Origin of the sequence: Paenibacillus sp. Soil766 (assembly GCF_001428105.1) — a bacterium.
Lineage (GTDB): Bacteria > Bacillota > Bacilli > Paenibacillales > NBRC-103111 > Paenibacillus_E.
Map to the genome: position 1 here is coordinate 46,799 of NZ_LMSJ01000034.1, position 18,291 is coordinate 65,089.

The window sequence follows — 18,291 nt, forward strand, 5'->3', positions numbered from 1 at the left end:
GAACATGGAAGCTTTCAAACAACATACAGGTCTTGTAGGCCCCGTTGATCGTGTCAACGTAGATACAGATGCAATTATCCCCAAACAGTTTCTTAAAAGAATTGAGCGTTCAGGTTTCGGACAATTCCTTTTCTTCGAGTGGAGATGGGATGAGGCAGGTAACGTAATCGAGAATTTCCCGCTAAATCAAGAGCGTTATCAAGGAGCTTCCGTTCTGATTTCCAGAGCGAACTTCGGTTGCGGATCTTCCCGTGAGCATGCGCCATGGGCGATTCAAGATTTCGGATTCCGCGTTATCATTGCACCTTCTTATGCAGATATCTTCTACAACAACTGTTTCAAAAACAGCATTCTGCCAATCAAATTGTCAGAAGAACAAGTTGAAGATTTGTTCCAACGTACTGCTAAGCATGAAGGATACAAATTGAATGTTGATCTTGAAAATAAAAAGCTGACGGATGAGTACGGTCTTGAAATCCAGTTTGATTTAGATGAGCACCGTCGTCAATTCTTGCTGCAAGGCTTGGATGACATCGGATTGACACTTCAACATGAAGCGAAAATCACAGCATATGAGCAAGCTCACCAAAAACGTTTAGCTTACAAATAAGAGATTACTAGAAGACGTATCCCCTTGTGGATACGTCTTTTTTTGTTTCTATTTTCAAGTTTCACTTATAAATCTTGCAACTTTTGGCAATTTGCTTCGTCTAATAGATGACTAGAATGTCGAAGTAAAGGAGGTTGTGCTGTCAGGTATAGGTTAAATTTGCTATAATATAAAGGAAACTGATAGTTTCGTAGAATTAGCTGAATGGTTGCGTTCCCCATCCCCCAATTCCGACATTATATAGAGGTGAATGATGAAATTTCCTGCATTTTGTTTATTTTTGCTCGCATGTCTGTTGCTGCTGCCAACTACCGCCCTTGGAGCTGAAGCATCCAAACCAATTAAGCTTTATATGAATGAGAAGCAGCTCGAAGTTCAAGGCGTTCAGCCGCGAATTGTGAATGATAATACGATTGTACCCGTTCGAATTATTGTCGAACAAATTGGTGCCCAAGTTAGCTGGGATGAAGCTACAAGTAAAGTAACGATCGTGAAGGATAAAATCAATATCCAGCTTGTGATTAACAATGTAACAGCACTCGTTAATGGAAAGAAAGAAACATTAGAAGTAGGACCAAAGATTGAGAATGGCTCTACAATGCTGCCACTGCGTTTCATTGGAGAGGTATTGGGGATTGAATTTAAATGGGATGGCCCAACTTCATCCGTACATATGTTCAAAGTTATTGAATCGGATTCTAAACCGGTCTCGGGTCCTGTCGATGTTGTAGTACCCGACGAAGGTACAGGAAAGCCAGAGACAAAACCTCCAGGGACGAAGCCTTCTACCGGGACAAGCACTGGGAACGGAACAGGAAACGGAACAGGAACAAACACGCCAGACCCATCCGTACACGTGATTACTTCTATTGCACTTTCCGAAACGGACTTTTCAGTCATTGCTAAGGATGGAGTCCTTAGTCCTAAGGTCTTAACTTTATCTAATCCATCTCGTCTCGTGTTTGATTTCCCTAACACCATATTAGATGATTCCCTAAAGAAACTACTTATTAAAAATTCCGGAGAATTGCCATCTAAGCAACCGCTGGTGTCAAAAGTCAGATTTTCAAATTTCAACGATAATCCAGCTACAGTAAGAATTATTCTGGATTTGAACGGGCCAACGGAGTACCAGATGATAACGTCTAAACTTCCTAATCAATGGAAGGCAACGATTGGTGAGAGGAAATTAACTGTTATTCTCGATGCTGGCCATGGTGACAACGATCCTGGTGCACTTTCCATTACTGGTAAGCATGAGAAGGAATTTACACTCGCTACAGCGAAGAAGGTAGAGGCACTATTAGCCAAGGATAAGCGGTTGCATGTTTTGATGACCCGTTCTGATGATACCTTCATTCCATTAGATGATCGTGTTTCATTTGCCAATGATATTTCAGCAGACCTCTTTCTATCGATCCACGGAAATAGCGCCAAAGCAACAGTATCAGGGACAGAAACTTACTATAACAGGCCTGAGAGCTTAGATTTCGCCAATGTGATTCATAAGTACGCTGTTCCAGCTACTGGATTTGCTGATCGAAAGGTTCGTCAAGCAGACTTCCGTGTTATCACCAAAACTAGTATGCCTGCAGTCTTGCTTGAAGTTGGTTATTTGTCCAATAAGAATGATGAATCTGCGATGTACAAAGAGCCATTCCAGGACAAATTGGCAGCTTCACTTGTTGCTGCTATTAAGGAGTATTTGGACCTTAAGTAAGCATGTAGACCATCAAGCGGATCAAATTAGGCTAGCCTGTCTAGGCATAACGCTAAGGAGTGAATAAGATGAACAAAACAAGTCGCCTAGTTCAAGGAGCGCTCCTTGTAAGTGCCATCACATTGTCTGTTACAGCGTGTGGCCAGAAAAGTCAACTATCTGGGGCCGCTTCTATTGCACCACAAAAAACTTCTACACCTATTGCAACAACGCCCATCCAAACGATGACACCTAAGCCTACAGCTGCACCACTGAAGCAGTTGCAGGTCAAGGCCTATTACAGTGACTTAGATGAAATGAAGCTCGTTGAGAAAGTGGTTACAGTGAGTGTTGAAAAGGATTCTGATGCATATGAAGCTGCACTGAAAGCTCTTCAGAAGAGTGATGATCCGAAGGCTATTCCCTTGTTCGATGATTTGAAATTCACAAGTGTGAAATTTGATGCGGTCAAAGGCGAAATGAAGCTGGATATGACATTTGGTCCCAAAACGCAATTAGGTGCTCCTGGAGAAGAGTTATTCGTACAAGCATTGAAGAAAACGATGTTCCAATTCCCAGAAGTAAAAACGTTGTATGTGCTTAAAGACGGTAAGCAAGTAGATAGTTTAATGGGACATTTGGAGCTTCCTTACCCAATTAAACGATCCAACTAAATTTTAGGAACTGAAGAGGAGTTAACTTTGAATATGAAAAATAAGAAATTGGCGAGTGCTATCGTAAGCTCATTGATCATCACAAGTCTAGCAGGTACGCCAGTCCTAGCAGCACCCGTGAATAATTCAACAACTTCAACGACTGCATCAACCGCGAATGTTAGATTATCATTTAATGATGTGAGCAGTGATTATTGGGGGATTCGCCACATATCTAAGCTAGCTTTGGAAGGAGTTATTGAGGGAGTAGGGGATGGCATTTATTCGCCTGAAACTTCGGTCACACAACAAGATGTATTAATTATGGCTACACGGATGATGGGATTACAGGCAGACGTCGATTCTATGGCTTCTGAAACGGTGTTTCCTGATTTCATGTTAGTTGATAAATATGCTCGAAACTACGTAGCGCTAGCACTTCAAAAGGGTTTAATTACTACAGAACAAGAAAAATTGAGAAGTCAAGGCACGAAGCCAGTTGGCAATTGGGGACAACAAAAAGCGACGAGAGAATGGGTAGCAGAAGTAGTTATCCGCGCTATTGGTAAAGCTTCACTTGCTCAAGGCTTATCGAGTAAGGCAACATCATTCACGGATAATACAGAGATTAGCTCCAGTGCATTAGGTTTCATTAATGCTGCTGTATCTCTGAGAATCGTAGATGGGTTCGAGGATGGTTCGTTTCAACCGAAAGGCGCTGTAACACGTGCGCAAATGGCAGCTTTCCTAAGTCGTTCTCAGAAGGATTCACTTACTTTGCCAGAGCGTGCTAAGAAAGGTTATATGACTAGCCTAACAAGAGAAAGCATTGGTCTAATGGATAAAGACGGGAATACAAGTACGTTTAAGATTTCGCCTAATACCGTATTCTTCGGGAACAAGAATGATCTAGCTATTTCATCGAAAGAATTGCAAGAAACATATGAAATTTCAATTGTTCAAGTAAATGGTACAGCTTATTATGTAGAAATACTAAGTGATGAACTGCATATGGACATACATGAAGGACAGTTATTGAAGCTTAATATAGCAACAATGAAAGCGACACTGGATGATTATGAAAGTTATGATTTAGCATCGGATGTTGCAATAACTGATATCGATGGACGAGGACTTAGCTTAGGAGAGATTGTTGCGGGAAGCACAATTCAAATTCGTAAAAGTCAACTTGTAGGCAGTGACAAATATACTTCTATCATTGTTAAACAAATTCCAGTGAACAAAACAGCGATCGGTGATATTCAGTCGTTGAATAAAGATGCAATGCAATTAACATTGATAGAGTCTACCTCTGGAGAGACAGAAACTTTTGGCTTTTCGAGTAATTTGATTGCCACGCTGGCAGATAACACTTTAATTAATGTGGATGCGATTCATGCGGGAGATACAATTGAATACACCGTAAAGAATAGTGAAATTGTTAAGATCATTGTTAAAAAGCAAGCGGATGTTGGGACGAGTGTGGAAGGGACGTTCAAACAATTTACGGATGATCATTCTACGATTTTAATTAATAAAACATCTGGTAAAACTGTCGATGCCTTTGAATTGAGTAATAATACTAACGTTGTTATTGATGGTTTAGCGAACGCAAGTATTTATGATCTTGCTGCAGGTGACCAGTTAAAGCTAGACGTGTTGAATAACAAGGTTACTAGGATTACAGTTATTAATCGTTCGATTGAGAATTTATATTTTGCCAAAATCATTGATTATAAGGACTCATCTAAAATTTTAACGGTTACAGATAATGCTGGAAATCCAAATGCTTATATTCTAAATGATGGTATTTCAATTTCGTTTAATGGCAGCAAACTGCCGTTTAGTTCTTTTAATAGTATTTTTACCCCTGGCAAATATGTAGATGTCTTGGTTTCTAACAAAAAAGTGTTGAGTATCCAAATGTCCACTCAGTTGGATGGCGCTTTAACACAATTGAATTTACTGACCAATGATGTAACGTTGAAAACGGATAGTGGGCAAAGTCTAACGTTCAAACTGAACTTTACACCAACCGTTGAAGTTGCCAATAAGCCGAACAGTACACTTGCTGATTTGAAAGTGGGAGATAAAGTAAGTATTCTGCTTAGCTATGATCAAACGACAGTAACTAAAATCGTTACAACGAATACGACAGTATATAAAACCCTTCTAACCAATGCGAACTTGAAACAAGCTACGGTAATGGATGGTACGAATACGAACTATACTGTCGCATTTGATGGTGTTTCACTTGTGAAAGCCGATGGTACTCGTGCAGTGTTCGCAGATTTGGCGATTGACGACTATGTGAAATTGACATACAAAGGGCTCATGATCACGAAGGCAGAGTTAATAACACCAATTCGTGGTAAAGTAACAGCTGTGAATGCAGCAGGCACGAGCTTGACGGTTCAAGATTTTACGGGGAAAAGTCAAGTCGTTAATGCTGGCAGCAATTACAGTGTGAAACTGAATGGTGGTGTAGACTGGAGCTTCTCCTCCATTAAAGTCGGGGATCGTGTTCAATTGATGAAGGATGTCAATGATAAATTGATTATCCAAGTAGCTGCTGTATCTAAACGTGAGTTTGATCAATATAGCCCTACATTGAACCAAGTCTATTTGAAAGCTACTGGAGCAGGTGATCGGACAGCTTACAATGTATTCCCAAGAGCGTATCTGCATAATGGATCAAATATTGTGTTGTTATCCTCCTATCTTGCAGGTGATCAATTGAATCTTTACATCCTAGATGATAAGATTGTTGAGATTGAAAAGTAGATTATGAACTAATATTTTCGGAAATCCGTCTATATAAGAGGAGCAAATCTTCTTATTTAGACGGTTTTTTTCGGAATTTCAAAAAAAAATGTTTATTTTTTATAAAATGTTCGCATTTTGACGCTTTCAAGGATTGATTCTGCCCTAACAATTCGCTAAACTGGAGAATATTACGACCCTAAGGAAGATCAGCTATGACGCAGAAGACAGTAAGACATATTCTGGATACGATCGGTGAGCTATATCCGGATGCTCATTGTGAGTTGAATCACAGTAATCCTTTTGAATTAACGATTGCTGTATTGCTCTCAGCTCAATGTACGGATGAAACCGTGAATAAGGTTACTAAGGACTTGTTTGCGAAGTATAAATGTCCTGAAGACTACTTGGCCGTTCCGTTAGAAGAATTGGAACAAGACATTCGGAGGATTGGACTATTTCGTAACAAGGCTAGTCATATTCATAAGCTGTGTCAATTGCTACTGGACAAGTTCGGTGGTGAAATTCCTGAGAAGCATGAGCAATTAGTTGAATTGCCTGGTGTTGGACGTAAGACGGCAAATGTCGTTGTATCGAACGCTTTCGGCGTACCGGCGATTGCCGTTGACACGCATGTGGAACGAGTCTCTAAGCGATTAGGACTTGTAGGCTGGGATGATTCCGTGCTGGAAGTTGAAAAGAAGCTAATGAAGAAAGTACCTCGAGACGAATGGACGCAAACGCATCATCGACTCATATTCTTTGGTCGATATCACTGTAAGGCACAGAACCCCCATTGCACATTGTGTCCACTATTGGACAAATGTCGCGAGGGAAAGAAACGTATGAAACCACAGCCAACTAGGAAAACTATTACAAACAAATGAAATGCTGACAAAGGATGGGATTGAAATGAAATGCATCGCCGTATATACCAATAGTTTTGAATTGTTCTCCGATATTTATGAGCAAGTCATCAACACACCGCTAGCCGATAATGAGGAAAAAGTCATTGAAGGTGTAACTGTCAGTGAATCCGGTGAGGTTCCTCAGAATTACATAGACAAAATGAAAACAAAATCCGAGGTTGTTGTGATGAAAGTGAAGGATTCGGATATTACGATTCTTCAACATCGTGACGTTTTTGAAATTTTCCTACCGGAAAAAGAAAAAATCGCCCTCACGTAAGTCCAGAATCTCCCTTTGGGAGATTTTTTTTCTGTATAGCTGACAGGTATTTATAAAGAACAAATCAAAGAGGAGCGGAATGAACGAATGACGCAATTAGTAGCTGGAAGCATCACGGTCATGCCGGATGCACTTAAGAAGATGGGGCAAGTGCTTGGGCGTGCAGGTGATGGCGATAATGCCACGAAAATGGGGCAATTGCTGGACAAGCTCGATAGTGGGCGGATGAATATTGCGTTCTGCGGGCATTTTTCTGCTGGGAAATCGACACTTATTAATCAGCTGTGCGGACAAGCTTTGTTACCATCAAGTCCGATCCCAACGAGTGCTAATATTGTTAGTATTCGCAAAGGACAACCTGGCGCGCATGTGACACATCGCAGTGATAATGAGAAAGTCACCCCACAAGGGGAGACGACAACCATTCCACTTAGCGAGTTAGAGGCCTATTGTGTGAATGGCACGGATATCGAAACCGTTGAAATTACTTACCCTATAGCATTTCTCGGAGAAGATACAGCTTTGTTGGACACTCCGGGTATTGATTCTACAGATGATGCACATCATCAATCGACCGAATCCGCTTTGCATTTAGCTGATGTGGTGTTCTATGTCATGGATTATAACCATGTACAATCCGAAGTGAATTTAGCGTTCACAAAGAAAATGAAAGAGTGGGGGAAACCGCTCTATCTCGTTGTGAATATGATTGATAAACATAAGGAATGGGAGCTTCCATTTGAGCAATATCAAAGGGGAACGAAGCAAGCTTTCTTAAATTGGGGAATTGAGCCCGATGATCTGTTGTTTGTGACGATGAAGGAGCCAGCTCACCCCCATAATGAGTACGCTAAGCTGCAGTGGCTGCTGAGTCGTCTTATCGAGCGCGGTGATATCTTGCGAAGCTATAGCATTGATGCATCTGCTCGTTATTTGGCGGCTGAGCACAGCAAATGGTTGGCGGAGCAACATGAAACGCAGAAGGCAGATTTACTGGAATCAATCAACGAGGAAGGCGATGTTGAGGACGTTCAATTGCTGGCTGTTGCCAAGCAAGATGAATTGAATACGTTAAATAGCTTGCCAGAAACATTGACGACAGTATTACGCAAGGAAGTTGGCGCGATCATTGAGAATGCCAATATTACACCGGCATTAACCCGTGATTACGCGCATGCCTATCTGGAGAGCCGTAAGCCAGGATTTAAGGTTGGATTTTTCTCGCGTGCAGCACAGACCGCTGCTGAGCAGGAGAAACGGCTGACAGCGTTTCAGGCGGATTTGGCTGAACAAGTAGAAGCACAGCTGGATTGGCATTTGCGAGATGCACTGAAAAAGGCAGCGAGTGAACAAGGTCAACATGATGCTGCATTAATTGCACAGATTGAAGCGTTGAAGGTTGAAGTCACTGGCGTGTTAATCGGGTCCCAGGTGAATACAGGTGCGACGTTTGGCGGCGAGTACACGCTGAACTACATGAAGCAGCTTGCTGGGGAGCTGAAGCTGCAGTACCGCAAACTGTCGTTTGCGGTGATTGACATCATCGCGGCCTCGGTCCGCGATAGCTCACGTCCAGCCGCCGCTGCGCTAGCGGCTGAGCTGCAAGCCTTAAGCGGCAGGCTGAGCGCCAGCCGCGAACTCGCCCGCCTCGAGGAAGCCGAGGCGGCGGCAGAGACCCAGCTGCTGCGCATGGCCAGCTGGGAAAGACCTTCTGCGCCGGCGCTGCCGGATGCGCAGCAGTACACGGCCATGGAGGAGCCGGCAGCTGCCCCGCTGAGCGGGGCTAACCTGCACGTGACCTCCATGGGGATGATCCTGCAAGCCGCGTCATCAGTAGCGTCGGCGGCAGCAGGCACGGACTCGGCTCGCCCCGCTGAGGCAGCCGAGGCGACGTCATCCGTGTTCACCTCGGGTGAACACGGCAAGCGCATGGAGCGCAAGGCCGCCGACTTGCAGACGGCCTCAGCTCTCATCGACGGGCTGCCGTCGATGCGGTCGCTCGCGCGCTCCATGCGCGAGAAAGCGGAACGTCTGCGCCAGCGGACGTTCACGATTGCGCTGTTCGGCGCGTTCAGCGCTGGTAAATCTTCGTTCGCCAATGCGTTGATTGGTGAACGGGTGTTACCGGTGTCGCCGAATCCGACGACGGCGGCGATCAATAAGATCATGCCGCCGACGGAAGGCTGGCCGCATGGCACAGCAAAGGTCAAGATGAAGAAGGCAGATGCCATCTTGGAAGATGTGCTGTACTCGCTTCAAATTCTAGGGGTAGAGGCGACAGATATGACTTCCGCATTGAAGCGGATAGGTCAGCTTTCTCCGGCTGATGTAACAGCCAAAGGGAAACCGCATTTCTCATTCCTGAAAGCGGTGGAGAAGGGTTGGGAAGCCGCATCAAGCCACTTGGGCACTGAATTGAAAATCACGAAGGATGAATTCTCAGGTTATGTGGCGGAAGAACACAAGTCCTGCTTCGTAGAATTTATTGAATTATATTATTCCAATCCACTGACGGATCAAGGTATCATTTTCGTGGATACACCTGGGGCAGATTCCATCAATGCCCGACATACAGGTGTCGCTTTTAACTATATTAAAAATGCAGATGCCATCCTATTCGTCACTTATTATAATCATGCTTTCTCCCAAGCTGATCGCGAGTTTCTACTTCAGCTAGGCCGCGTGAAGGATAGCTTTGAAATGGATAAAATGTTTTTCATCGTGAATGCAGCTGATTTGGCGGCAAGCTCAGAGGAGCTGGCAGGTGTTGTTAAGCATGTGGAAACGAATCTGGTGCAGCACGGCATTCGTCACCCACGTATCTATCCCATTTCAAGCTATTTAGCAGCTGAAGGTAAAATCAATGGCAATGAAAGCTTAGTCGTACAATCGGGAATTCAACCATTCGAACAGCAGTTTGTTCAGTTTACTTTGAATGAGCTCAGTGATGTGGCTATTCATTCCGCTAATTTGGAACTGCATCGCGCAATTGGTACGATGCAGAAGTGGCTGGAGCGAGCGCAATCCGGTGAGGAAGAACGTAAACTGCAGCTCATTATGCTGGATGAGTCGGAACAACAGGGCTTAGATCTACTTGATGACACGCGGTATGATGCTGAGCTTAAAGAATTGAAAAAAGAAATTCAAGAGTTGATGTATTATGTTAAACAACGAACGATGTATCGGTTTGGCGAGCTCTATAATTTCGCGTTCAATCCATCTACGTTTCGTGATGAAGCCAAAGATCCGAAAGCTGCACTTCAATTTGCATGGAATGAACTGTTGCGAATGATTGGCCATGATTTATCGCAAGAAGTGCTCGCTACTACACTGCGTGTAGAGAATCGCATGAATCTCATCAGCACCAAACGGATGAATCGCTGGGGCGAGGAGCTTAGCTTACTGCTAGAAGGCTTTGATAAGGCTGCCTATGAGTCCAATGCGTTTGCGACGCCTGACGTGACAACAAAGCTTGAGGCTTCAGAAGTGAGCTTGAAGCTGCTTCAAAGTTATTTCAAGAATGCGAAGCAATTTTTTGAAGGTGACGGGAAAAGTAAGCTGAAGGCTGAATTGGAGAATCGGATCAATGCGCCGGTTGTTGCATTTATTGAAAGTCAAACGCTAGAGCTTGAACAAGCGTATGGCATCCAATTAGAGAATTGGTTAGTCGCTCAGAAATTAATTATGGAACAGCAGGTCAAAGAGCATGCAGAAGGGCTGCGCGATGCCCTACAAATGAAGATTGATTTGGATGAACTCATATCCAAACAGCATCAGTTAAAGGCCTTTGTATAGCCGTTTATCAAAAGGGGGACTTGGTTCTGCGGAACTTCGTTACCCCTTTTTTTGGATTGCTCATGTAAGGGCTTACAATGGTGGGTATCCCGATGATTTAAAAGAATAGGGGGGATTACTACACGTTTTTGTGAATTTATGCCTATTTAAGCGTTTAAATCCGAGTATCCTCGAATTGCTCACATATAGTGATGGTGTTAAGATTCATAAAGTGTTCACACTTAACATGTGTATCAAATCTATCCTTTTAAGGAGGGCCCAAAGTGGATGTATTCAGGCAACTGAAGCCATATTTTTGGCCAGAGAAAAAACTGTTATTTGGAGCCATTGCATGTCTTGCAATCGCTACCGCACTCGGCTTGGTGTATCCTAATTTACTTCGCTATTTGATCGACAAAGTCATCACCGAGAAGCAATTTGACCTGGTGCCGCGCTTGGCACTCATCGTAGTTGTAGTCGTTTCAATGAAAGGGATGTTTCAGTTCTTACATGGTTTGTGCGGGGGTCGCTTAGGAAACCGTGTTGCCTACCACTTACGGAATGCACTGTACAACAAGCTTCAATACTTGTCATTCCAGTATTATGATCAAGCAAGAACCGGAGATCTTATGTCAAGATTGACAGCGGATTTGGAAGCGATTCGCCAGTTTATTGGTTTCGGTTTCGCACAAATCCTGAATGTGATGTTAATGCTCGTGTTTGGGATGGCTATGATGTTCTCCATCAGTTGGAAGCTTGCTTTACTTACGATGATTACGATGCCATTCCTGGCATTTACGGCCGTTCGCTTTGAAGGTAAAATCCACCCTGCTTTCCGGATGGTGCGTCAATCCTTAAGTACGATGACGACGGCTGTACAAGAGAATATTACAGGTGTACGTACAGTTAAATCCTTTGCTCGGGAACCGCATGAGATTGATAAATTTGCAACTCGCAATGAAGATTACAAGTCCATGAATATTGGTTCATCAGGGATTTGGGCGAAGTATTTTCCAATCATGGAAATTCTAGCGAACATGAGCGTCGTCATTTTACTCGGGACTGGCGGCTATATGGTCATTAACGATACGATTTCACTTGGTGAATTGGTAGCTTGCTTTAGTCTCATTTGGTACATAATTGGGCCGATGTGGGGCTTAGGTTTTCACATTAATAACTTTACGCAGACGAAGGCTTCTGGAGAGAAAATTCTCGAAGTTCTTCATCACTATATGCATGTTAAAGATAGCGAAAATGCCGCAGCCTTGACTAAAGTTGGTGGACATATTCGTTTTGATCATGTGACATTCGCATATCCGGAGAAACAACCGGCTCTCTATGATTTTACCTTGGATGCGCCTCCTGGCTCTGTTATTGGACTCTTAGGGAGCACAGGCTCAGGTAAGACAACTGTGATATCGCTGTTAATGCGGGCTTATAACGTGAAAGAAGGCAAAGTTATGCTGGATGGTAAGGACATTCGTTCCTTACAGCTTGAAAGCTATCGCAGCCAAATTTCAACGGTTTTCCAAGAAACGTTCTTATTTTCCTCCACCATTCTCAACAACATTGCGTATGGACGCAAGGATGTGACGATGGACGAGATTATCCGAGCAGCTAAGCTTGCCAAAGCACATGATTTTATTTCAGAGCTGCCAGAAGGCTATAACACGTTAGTTGGTGAACGAGGACTTGGACTTTCTGGTGGTCAGAAGCAGCGGATTGCCATCGCAAGAGCTTTGATCAAAGATCCTAAAATCCTTGTGTTAGACGATGCTACAAGTGCGGTAGATATGGAAACGGAGCATGAGATTCAAGCAGGCTTTGGTGAAGTGATGGCAGGTCGTACGACGTTTATCATCGCGCATCGGATCTCTTCGTTGAAGCATGCTGATGAAATCATAGTGCTTGATAAAGGTCGAATTATTCAAAGAGGAACGCATCAAGAGCTATTACAGCAAGATGGGTTATACCGTCAAACGTATGACATTCAGTATGCGGACGGACCGCAAAATCAAACTGCACAGAACCAAGCAGCGGTTACTCTTGAAGATGGTACTACTGCAGACTCAGTAGATCCTGAAGTGAACCCACTCACGCATGCCACTAACCCAGAAAGAAGGTTGGCACATTGAATACTCAAACGAAGCAAGCTGAGGCAGCTTCACCGAATCCAGATTCTCAAACGGGACATCGATTCGTTTACCAGGATGATGAGCTGATCGAAAAGCCTTTTGACTGGGGCCAACTAAAGCGATTGTTTAGTTATATGAAGCCATATCGCAAGCAAATGCTGCCTATTATCATTATCATGATGCTGCTTGGTGCAATTACGAAATTGACAGTGCCACTGCTCATTAGTAATGCGATTGACAATGCCATTATTCCCAAGGATACAAACTTACTTATTCTTATTGTGGGTATCATGCTTAGTGTGTATTTAATTCAATGGCTAGCCAATACATTTCGTATCAAATATACGAATATGATTGGTCAACGTGTAATCTACGATCTCCGTCATGACCTTTTTAGTCATATTCAAAAGCTATCTTTCCGTTTCTTCGATACAAGACCAGCTGGATCCGTACTTGTTCGTGTAACGAACTATGTCAATTCGCTGCAAGATTTATTTACGAACGGTGTCGTCAACTTATTGATTGATATTGTTCAACTGGTTGGAATCATCATTATTTTGTTATCTTTTAATTTTAAATTAGGTGCTTCAATCATTGTTACGGTTCCGATAATGTTTATCGTATCGACGAAGCTTCGGACCAAAATTCGTCGCTCATGGCAGGACGTAACGATGAAACAATCCCGATTAAATGCCCATTTGAACGAGTGTATTCAAGGAATTCGTGTCACACAGGCATACACCCAGGAAAAAGAGAACATTCAATTTTTCTCGAAAATGAATATGAGTAATCGGTTGTCTTGGAACCGCGCATCTATGTTAAATCAATCCTTTGGCCCACTTATTGAAATTACGGGTGCGATAGGGTATTGCATCTTGTTCTGGTTGGGTGCACATTTGGTTCAAACTGGGGAGATTTCCATTGGTTTGCTTGTTGCCTTTGCAACGTATATTGGGTACTTCTGGGAGCCAATTACGCGATTAGGACAGATGTACTCACAGCTATTAATTGCGATGGCCTCCGCAGAACGGATTTTTGAATTCATTGATGAGAAGCCTACTGTTTCTGAAATCGAAGGTGCCAAAGATCTACCTCATGTACAAGGAAATGTGAAGTTCAAAGATCTCGTGTTCGAGTACGAGCCAGGACGACCAGCGCTGAATAAGATCAATTTGGATGTAACCGCGGGGCAATCAATCGCACTAGTTGGTCATACAGGTTCAGGTAAAAGTACGATCATGAACCTACTTTGCCGGTTTTATGACCCGAATGAAGGCGTTGTAGAAGTTGATGGTCACGATATCCGTCAAGTTACGATTCAAAGTCTTCGTTCTCAAATTGGTGTTGTGCTCCAAGATACTTTTATTTTCTCTGGTACGATCCGCGATAACATTCGCTTTGGTCGGTTAGATGCGACAGATGATGAGATTGAGCAGGTTGCGAAGGCCGTCCATGCCCATGACTTTATTGTACAGCTGCCCAATGGGTACGATACGGAAGTGCAAGAACGGGGTAACATCCTGTCGATGGGGCAGCGTCAATTGATTTCTTTTGCACGAGCGTTACTCGCTAATCCACGTGTGCTTATTCTGGATGAAGCGACAGCAAGTATTGATACAGATACGGAGCTCAAAATCCAAGAGGCACTGAAGACGCTCCTAGCAGGTCGTACGTCCTTTATCGTGGCACATCGTCTCTCAACGATTCGCAATGCAGACAAAATCGTCGTGCTCGATCACGGACGCATGATGGAAATTGGGAATCATGATGAGCTCATGAAGGAACAGAAGATCTACTATGGCTTGATCCAAGCGCAATATAAATTTTTGCAAGATGCTGTATAGGCATGAAGAAGAGGAGCTGCTTAGTCACTTAAATGTGGTTGGGCAGCTTTTTTGTGCGTCGTAAAGGAATAGCTTTGCTAAGAAGAAAGCTCCATTTAGCGAGATATTCAGTCCAAATTATTGTTAAACCTCGCTAGTAAATAAATGCATTGAAAGTGACTGGCCTCTTAGGACTAGGCAGCTTTATGCCATGTTCACAGTAATTTGATAGGATAATCGAGCCTCGAGGACTGACACCTACTGACAACCGCCACTTAACCAACCACTAATAGCTACTGCACTCAACAGGCAACCACCTGCCATAAAGTAACACAACAATTTATCACAAGCTCTCGTGACTCAGCCATTCATCCAGCGACACAATCTGCATCCGAAAAAGTGGTATGCAGCGTGCTGTAAGTCGAAAAAATCGACTTACAGTGGAGAATAAGAACTGTGTGGCCGCCGTAAGTCGAAAAAATCGACTTACAGGGGAGAATAAGAACTGTGTGGCCGCCGTAAGTCGAAAGAATCGACTTACAGCGTGGAATAAGAACTGTGTAGCCCCTGTAAGCCGAAAAAATCGACTTACAGTGGTGAATTAGAACTGTGTAACCGCTGTAAGCCTAAAAAATCGACTTACAGCGGAATTAGAACTCCGTAACCGCTGTAAGCCGATAAAATCGACTTACAACTTGTAGCTAGAATTGTGATCATCCCGCAATCGCATCCCGTAAACTCACCTAATCTGTACAATGTTTGCAAAATTTGACGAGAAGCTATACTCTTAAATTGGAAATATGCCAATTATTCGCAGGAGGGGACAGCATTGAAATCATCTCGCATCATTTGGGGTGCCATTGGTTTAACCGCGTCAATTTCTACGATTGTATTCGCTGTTGGCTTTGCTTACGCGGCGAATCAAATATGGTTTCCTAAGGCATCTGGAGATTTGCAACTTGCTACTTCAGCACCAACGAAACCATCGATCATCGAGAGCAGCAATAAATTGCAAATTGTTGCATTAGGGGATTCACTCACAGCTGGAACCGGCGACAACACGGGTAAAGGCTATGTCGGACGTGTCCGCGAAAAACTGGAAAAAGCAAGCGGTAAACCCGTCTTTGTGCTTAATAATCTTGCTATTCCTGGTTACAAAAGTGATCAGCTTATTTCTGATTTAGCTCAGAAAAAAACACAAGATGCGCTAGCTCAAGCAGATATCATTTTACTAACAATCGGTGGAAATGATATTTTTGCAGGAGGGGATGGGCTGTTTAAAGGAGATAATCAGACTGAATTTAATCCTGAAGCAGCAGAGAAGCGGGTAGACCCTGCACTAGCCAAAATGGAAAAGATCATCTCGAGCATAAATCAAGCCAACCCGAAAGCGACACTTTTATATATCGGTTTATATCATCCTTTTCTAGATCTTGATCCATCGAGACAAGGTTCTCTAACCGTGCAGCGCTGGAATAACGGTGTGTTTAAACTTACAAATCAATATCCACAGATGCTCATTGTTCCTACCTACGACCTATTTGAGCAAAACTTGATCAAATATTTATCTTCTGCTGATCATTTTCATCCGAATGGAGATGGCTATGAGCGAATTGCGGATCGGATCGTCCAAATTTTAAAATAGGGAGGACATGGTATGGCTATAGCTGCAACGCCTAAGATCGTTTTATCTGTCAATAAACTAAAAAAAAGTATCAAAAACAAAGAGATTATCAAAGGCATTTCCTTTGACGTATATGCTGGCGAAATATTTGGTTTCCTTGGGCCTAATGGTTCAGGCAAAACAACGACAATACGTATGCTTGTAGATTTGATACGTCCTACGGAAGGGACGATTCAAATCTGTGGATTTGATGTACATAAGGAACATGATGAAGCGATGAGAAAAGTGGGCTGTATTGTTGAAAATCCTGAACTATATTCCTATCTGACAGGTTGGGAGAATCTCGAGCATTTTGCCCGCATGCTTCCTGATGTCGATGAGAATCGGATTAGAGAAGTCGTAGAGATTGTATCGATGGATGCGCGTATTCATGATAAAGTACGGACCTATTCACTCGGAATGCGCCAGCGATTAGGGATTGCTCAAGCCTTATTAGGACGACCAAGTCTACTGATTTTGGACGAGCCTACAAATGGACTTGATCCTCAAGGTATCAAAGAAATGAGGGAGTTTATACAACGATTAGCTGCCGATGGGCTAAGTTTATTCGTCTCCAGCCACTTACTCAGCGAACTTCAGCAAATGTGTCATCGTGTAGCAATCATTAGTCATGGCGAAGTCATACAAGTCGGTGCGGTTGATGAACTCGTTGCTCAAGGTGGTAGAGTTGTTTGGACGGTTTCACCAGGTGAACAAGCAGAACGCCTAGTGCAATCATCCGAATGGGTGTTGTCAGCCGTCGCAGTAGAGACAGACAACCTAACCAATTTACCGCCAACGGTTAAGCAAATTTCAACTCAAATGGATCAAGATGACATTCCCAAGCTAAGTCAATTCCTTATCGAACAAGGAATTAGTTTGTATGCAGTAGAAATTAAAAATCCAACACTTGAAGATTTATTCTTGCGTCTAACCGAAGGGGAACGAATTGAGTAGGAGAAGGTGAATGAAATGACAGGACTTTATGCTTTAGTTAAAAATGAAATGATCAAAATGATTAAGAAAAAGCGATTTTACGTCATTCTACTGATTCTTCTTGCTTTAATTCCCATGTTCACTTATGCTCAAATGCGAGTTGCTCAACATACACAGAAGCAATTTGGTACCTCAGACTGGAAGGCGGATCAGCGTCAGAAAGTGACGGACTGGGAAAAACGCCTTAGCTCAGCACGTACACCAGATGAATGGAAGCAGCAATTACGCGTTCAAATTCAAATTGCAAACTATTATCTTGATAAAGACGTGAATCCAAGTTCGCCGAATGCGGTTACATTTACACGAGAATTCGTGAAAAATGCTGTAGGTTTATTTATTCCGTTGATTATTATGGTCATTTCAGCAGATATCGTATCATCCGAGCATTCTACGGGGACTATTAAATTATTGTTGACAAGACCGGTTCGACGATGGAAAATCCTATTGAGTAAATTAATTACTGTTATCTTCTTTACCTCACTGACTGTTTTATCAACGGGATTGATCTGTTACTTGATTTCTGGCATTGTTTTTGGGTACAACGGATGGAACATGCCAATCTTCACGGGTATACAGTTGTCGGGGGCAGATGTCGATTTTAGTCGTGTTCGCGCTGTAGATCAATGGTTCTTTCTCTTGATGGAATTCGGCTTAGTATGGTTTACAGCAATCGTTGTAGCGATCATGTCGCTCATGCTTTCTGTACTAATTCGATCAACCGCAGCAGGTATGGGGGTCATGCTTGCCGTATTAATATCAGGAACCATACTATCGAACATGGTCTCCTCGTGGGAAACAGCTAAATATTTGTTTATGGTCAATTTGGATCTGACGAAGTATTTAACCGGAGGGATCCCACCTATTCAAGGTATGGATTTAGGGTTCTCGCTCAGTGTTCTAAGCGTATGGACCGTAGGGGCGCTTATCGTCTCGTTTACGGTATTTTCGCGGAAAGACATTTTAAACTAGAGATTAAAGAGATAAAGG

The 18,291-nt window shown here is 43.1% G+C and carries 12 protein-coding genes; all 12 read left to right on the forward strand.

Annotated features, from left to right (window positions below; translation table 11 throughout):
- Positions 1-4 precede the first annotated feature (4 nt).
- The 12 genes from leuD to ASG89_RS23850 all read left to right on the forward strand — a co-directional run bounded on the left by leuD (position 5) and on the right by ASG89_RS23850 (position 18,273).
- Entirely contained in the window at positions 5-610 is a 606-nt protein-coding gene (leuD, locus tag ASG89_RS23795) for a 3-isopropylmalate dehydratase small subunit (RefSeq protein ID WP_057313515.1), read from the forward strand.
- 280 nt (positions 611-890) lie between these two features.
- Complete coding sequence (locus tag ASG89_RS23800; protein ID WP_235549899.1) at positions 891-2,330, forward strand: N-acetylmuramoyl-L-alanine amidase family protein; 1,440 nt, start codon at positions 891-893, stop codon at positions 2,328-2,330.
- A gap of 68 nt (positions 2,331-2,398) precedes the next feature.
- Positions 2,399-2,983 carry a GerMN domain-containing protein gene (locus ASG89_RS23805; RefSeq protein ID WP_057313517.1) on the forward strand — a complete coding sequence of 195 codons (585 nt, stop codon included), beginning with the start codon at positions 2,399-2,401 and terminating at the stop codon, positions 2,981-2,983.
- 33 nt (positions 2,984-3,016) lie between these two features.
- Positions 3,017-5,746: an S-layer homology domain-containing protein gene (locus ASG89_RS23810; RefSeq protein WP_057313518.1), complete on the forward strand. Its 2,730-nt coding sequence runs from the start codon at positions 3,017-3,019 to the stop codon at positions 5,744-5,746.
- Positions 5,747-5,940: 194 nt separating this feature from the next.
- Positions 5,941-6,612 (forward strand): endonuclease III, encoded by a 672-nt coding sequence (gene nth, locus ASG89_RS23815; RefSeq protein ID WP_057313519.1) that lies wholly within the window; start codon positions 5,941-5,943, stop codon positions 6,610-6,612.
- A 25-nt stretch (positions 6,613-6,637) separates the two neighbouring features.
- The gene (locus ASG89_RS23820; RefSeq protein ID WP_028554377.1) at positions 6,638-6,913 is read left to right on the forward strand and encodes a hypothetical protein; all 276 of its coding nucleotides are present in this window, start codon (positions 6,638-6,640) and stop codon (positions 6,911-6,913) included.
- Between the two features lie 87 nt (positions 6,914-7,000).
- Positions 7,001-10,708 (forward strand): dynamin family protein, encoded by a 3,708-nt coding sequence (locus tag ASG89_RS23825; protein WP_057313520.1) that lies wholly within the window; start codon positions 7,001-7,003, stop codon positions 10,706-10,708.
- Positions 10,709-10,971: 263 nt separating this feature from the next.
- Entirely contained in the window at positions 10,972-12,822 is a 1,851-nt protein-coding gene (locus tag ASG89_RS23830) for an ABC transporter ATP-binding protein (RefSeq protein ID WP_082593536.1), read from the forward strand.
- Positions 12,819-14,666, forward strand: a complete 1,848-nt coding sequence (locus ASG89_RS23835; RefSeq protein ID WP_057313521.1) for an ABC transporter ATP-binding protein — start codon at positions 12,819-12,821, stop codon at positions 14,664-14,666. Before ASG89_RS23830 ends, ASG89_RS23835 begins: the two co-directional genes overlap by 4 nt.
- An 808-nt stretch (positions 14,667-15,474) precedes the next feature.
- On the forward strand, positions 15,475-16,290 hold the full coding sequence (locus tag ASG89_RS23840) for a GDSL-type esterase/lipase family protein (protein ID WP_057313522.1): 816 nt from the start codon (positions 15,475-15,477) through the stop codon (positions 16,288-16,290).
- A gap of 12 nt (positions 16,291-16,302) precedes the next feature.
- A complete protein-coding gene (locus ASG89_RS23845; RefSeq protein WP_082593537.1) occupies positions 16,303-17,265 on the forward strand; it encodes an ABC transporter ATP-binding protein in 963 nt (320 codons plus the stop codon).
- Positions 17,266-17,280: 15 nt separating this feature from the next.
- The gene (locus tag ASG89_RS23850) at positions 17,281-18,273 is read left to right on the forward strand and encodes an ABC transporter permease (RefSeq protein ID WP_057313523.1); all 993 of its coding nucleotides are present in this window, start codon (positions 17,281-17,283) and stop codon (positions 18,271-18,273) included.
- Positions 18,274-18,291 lie beyond the last annotated feature (18 nt).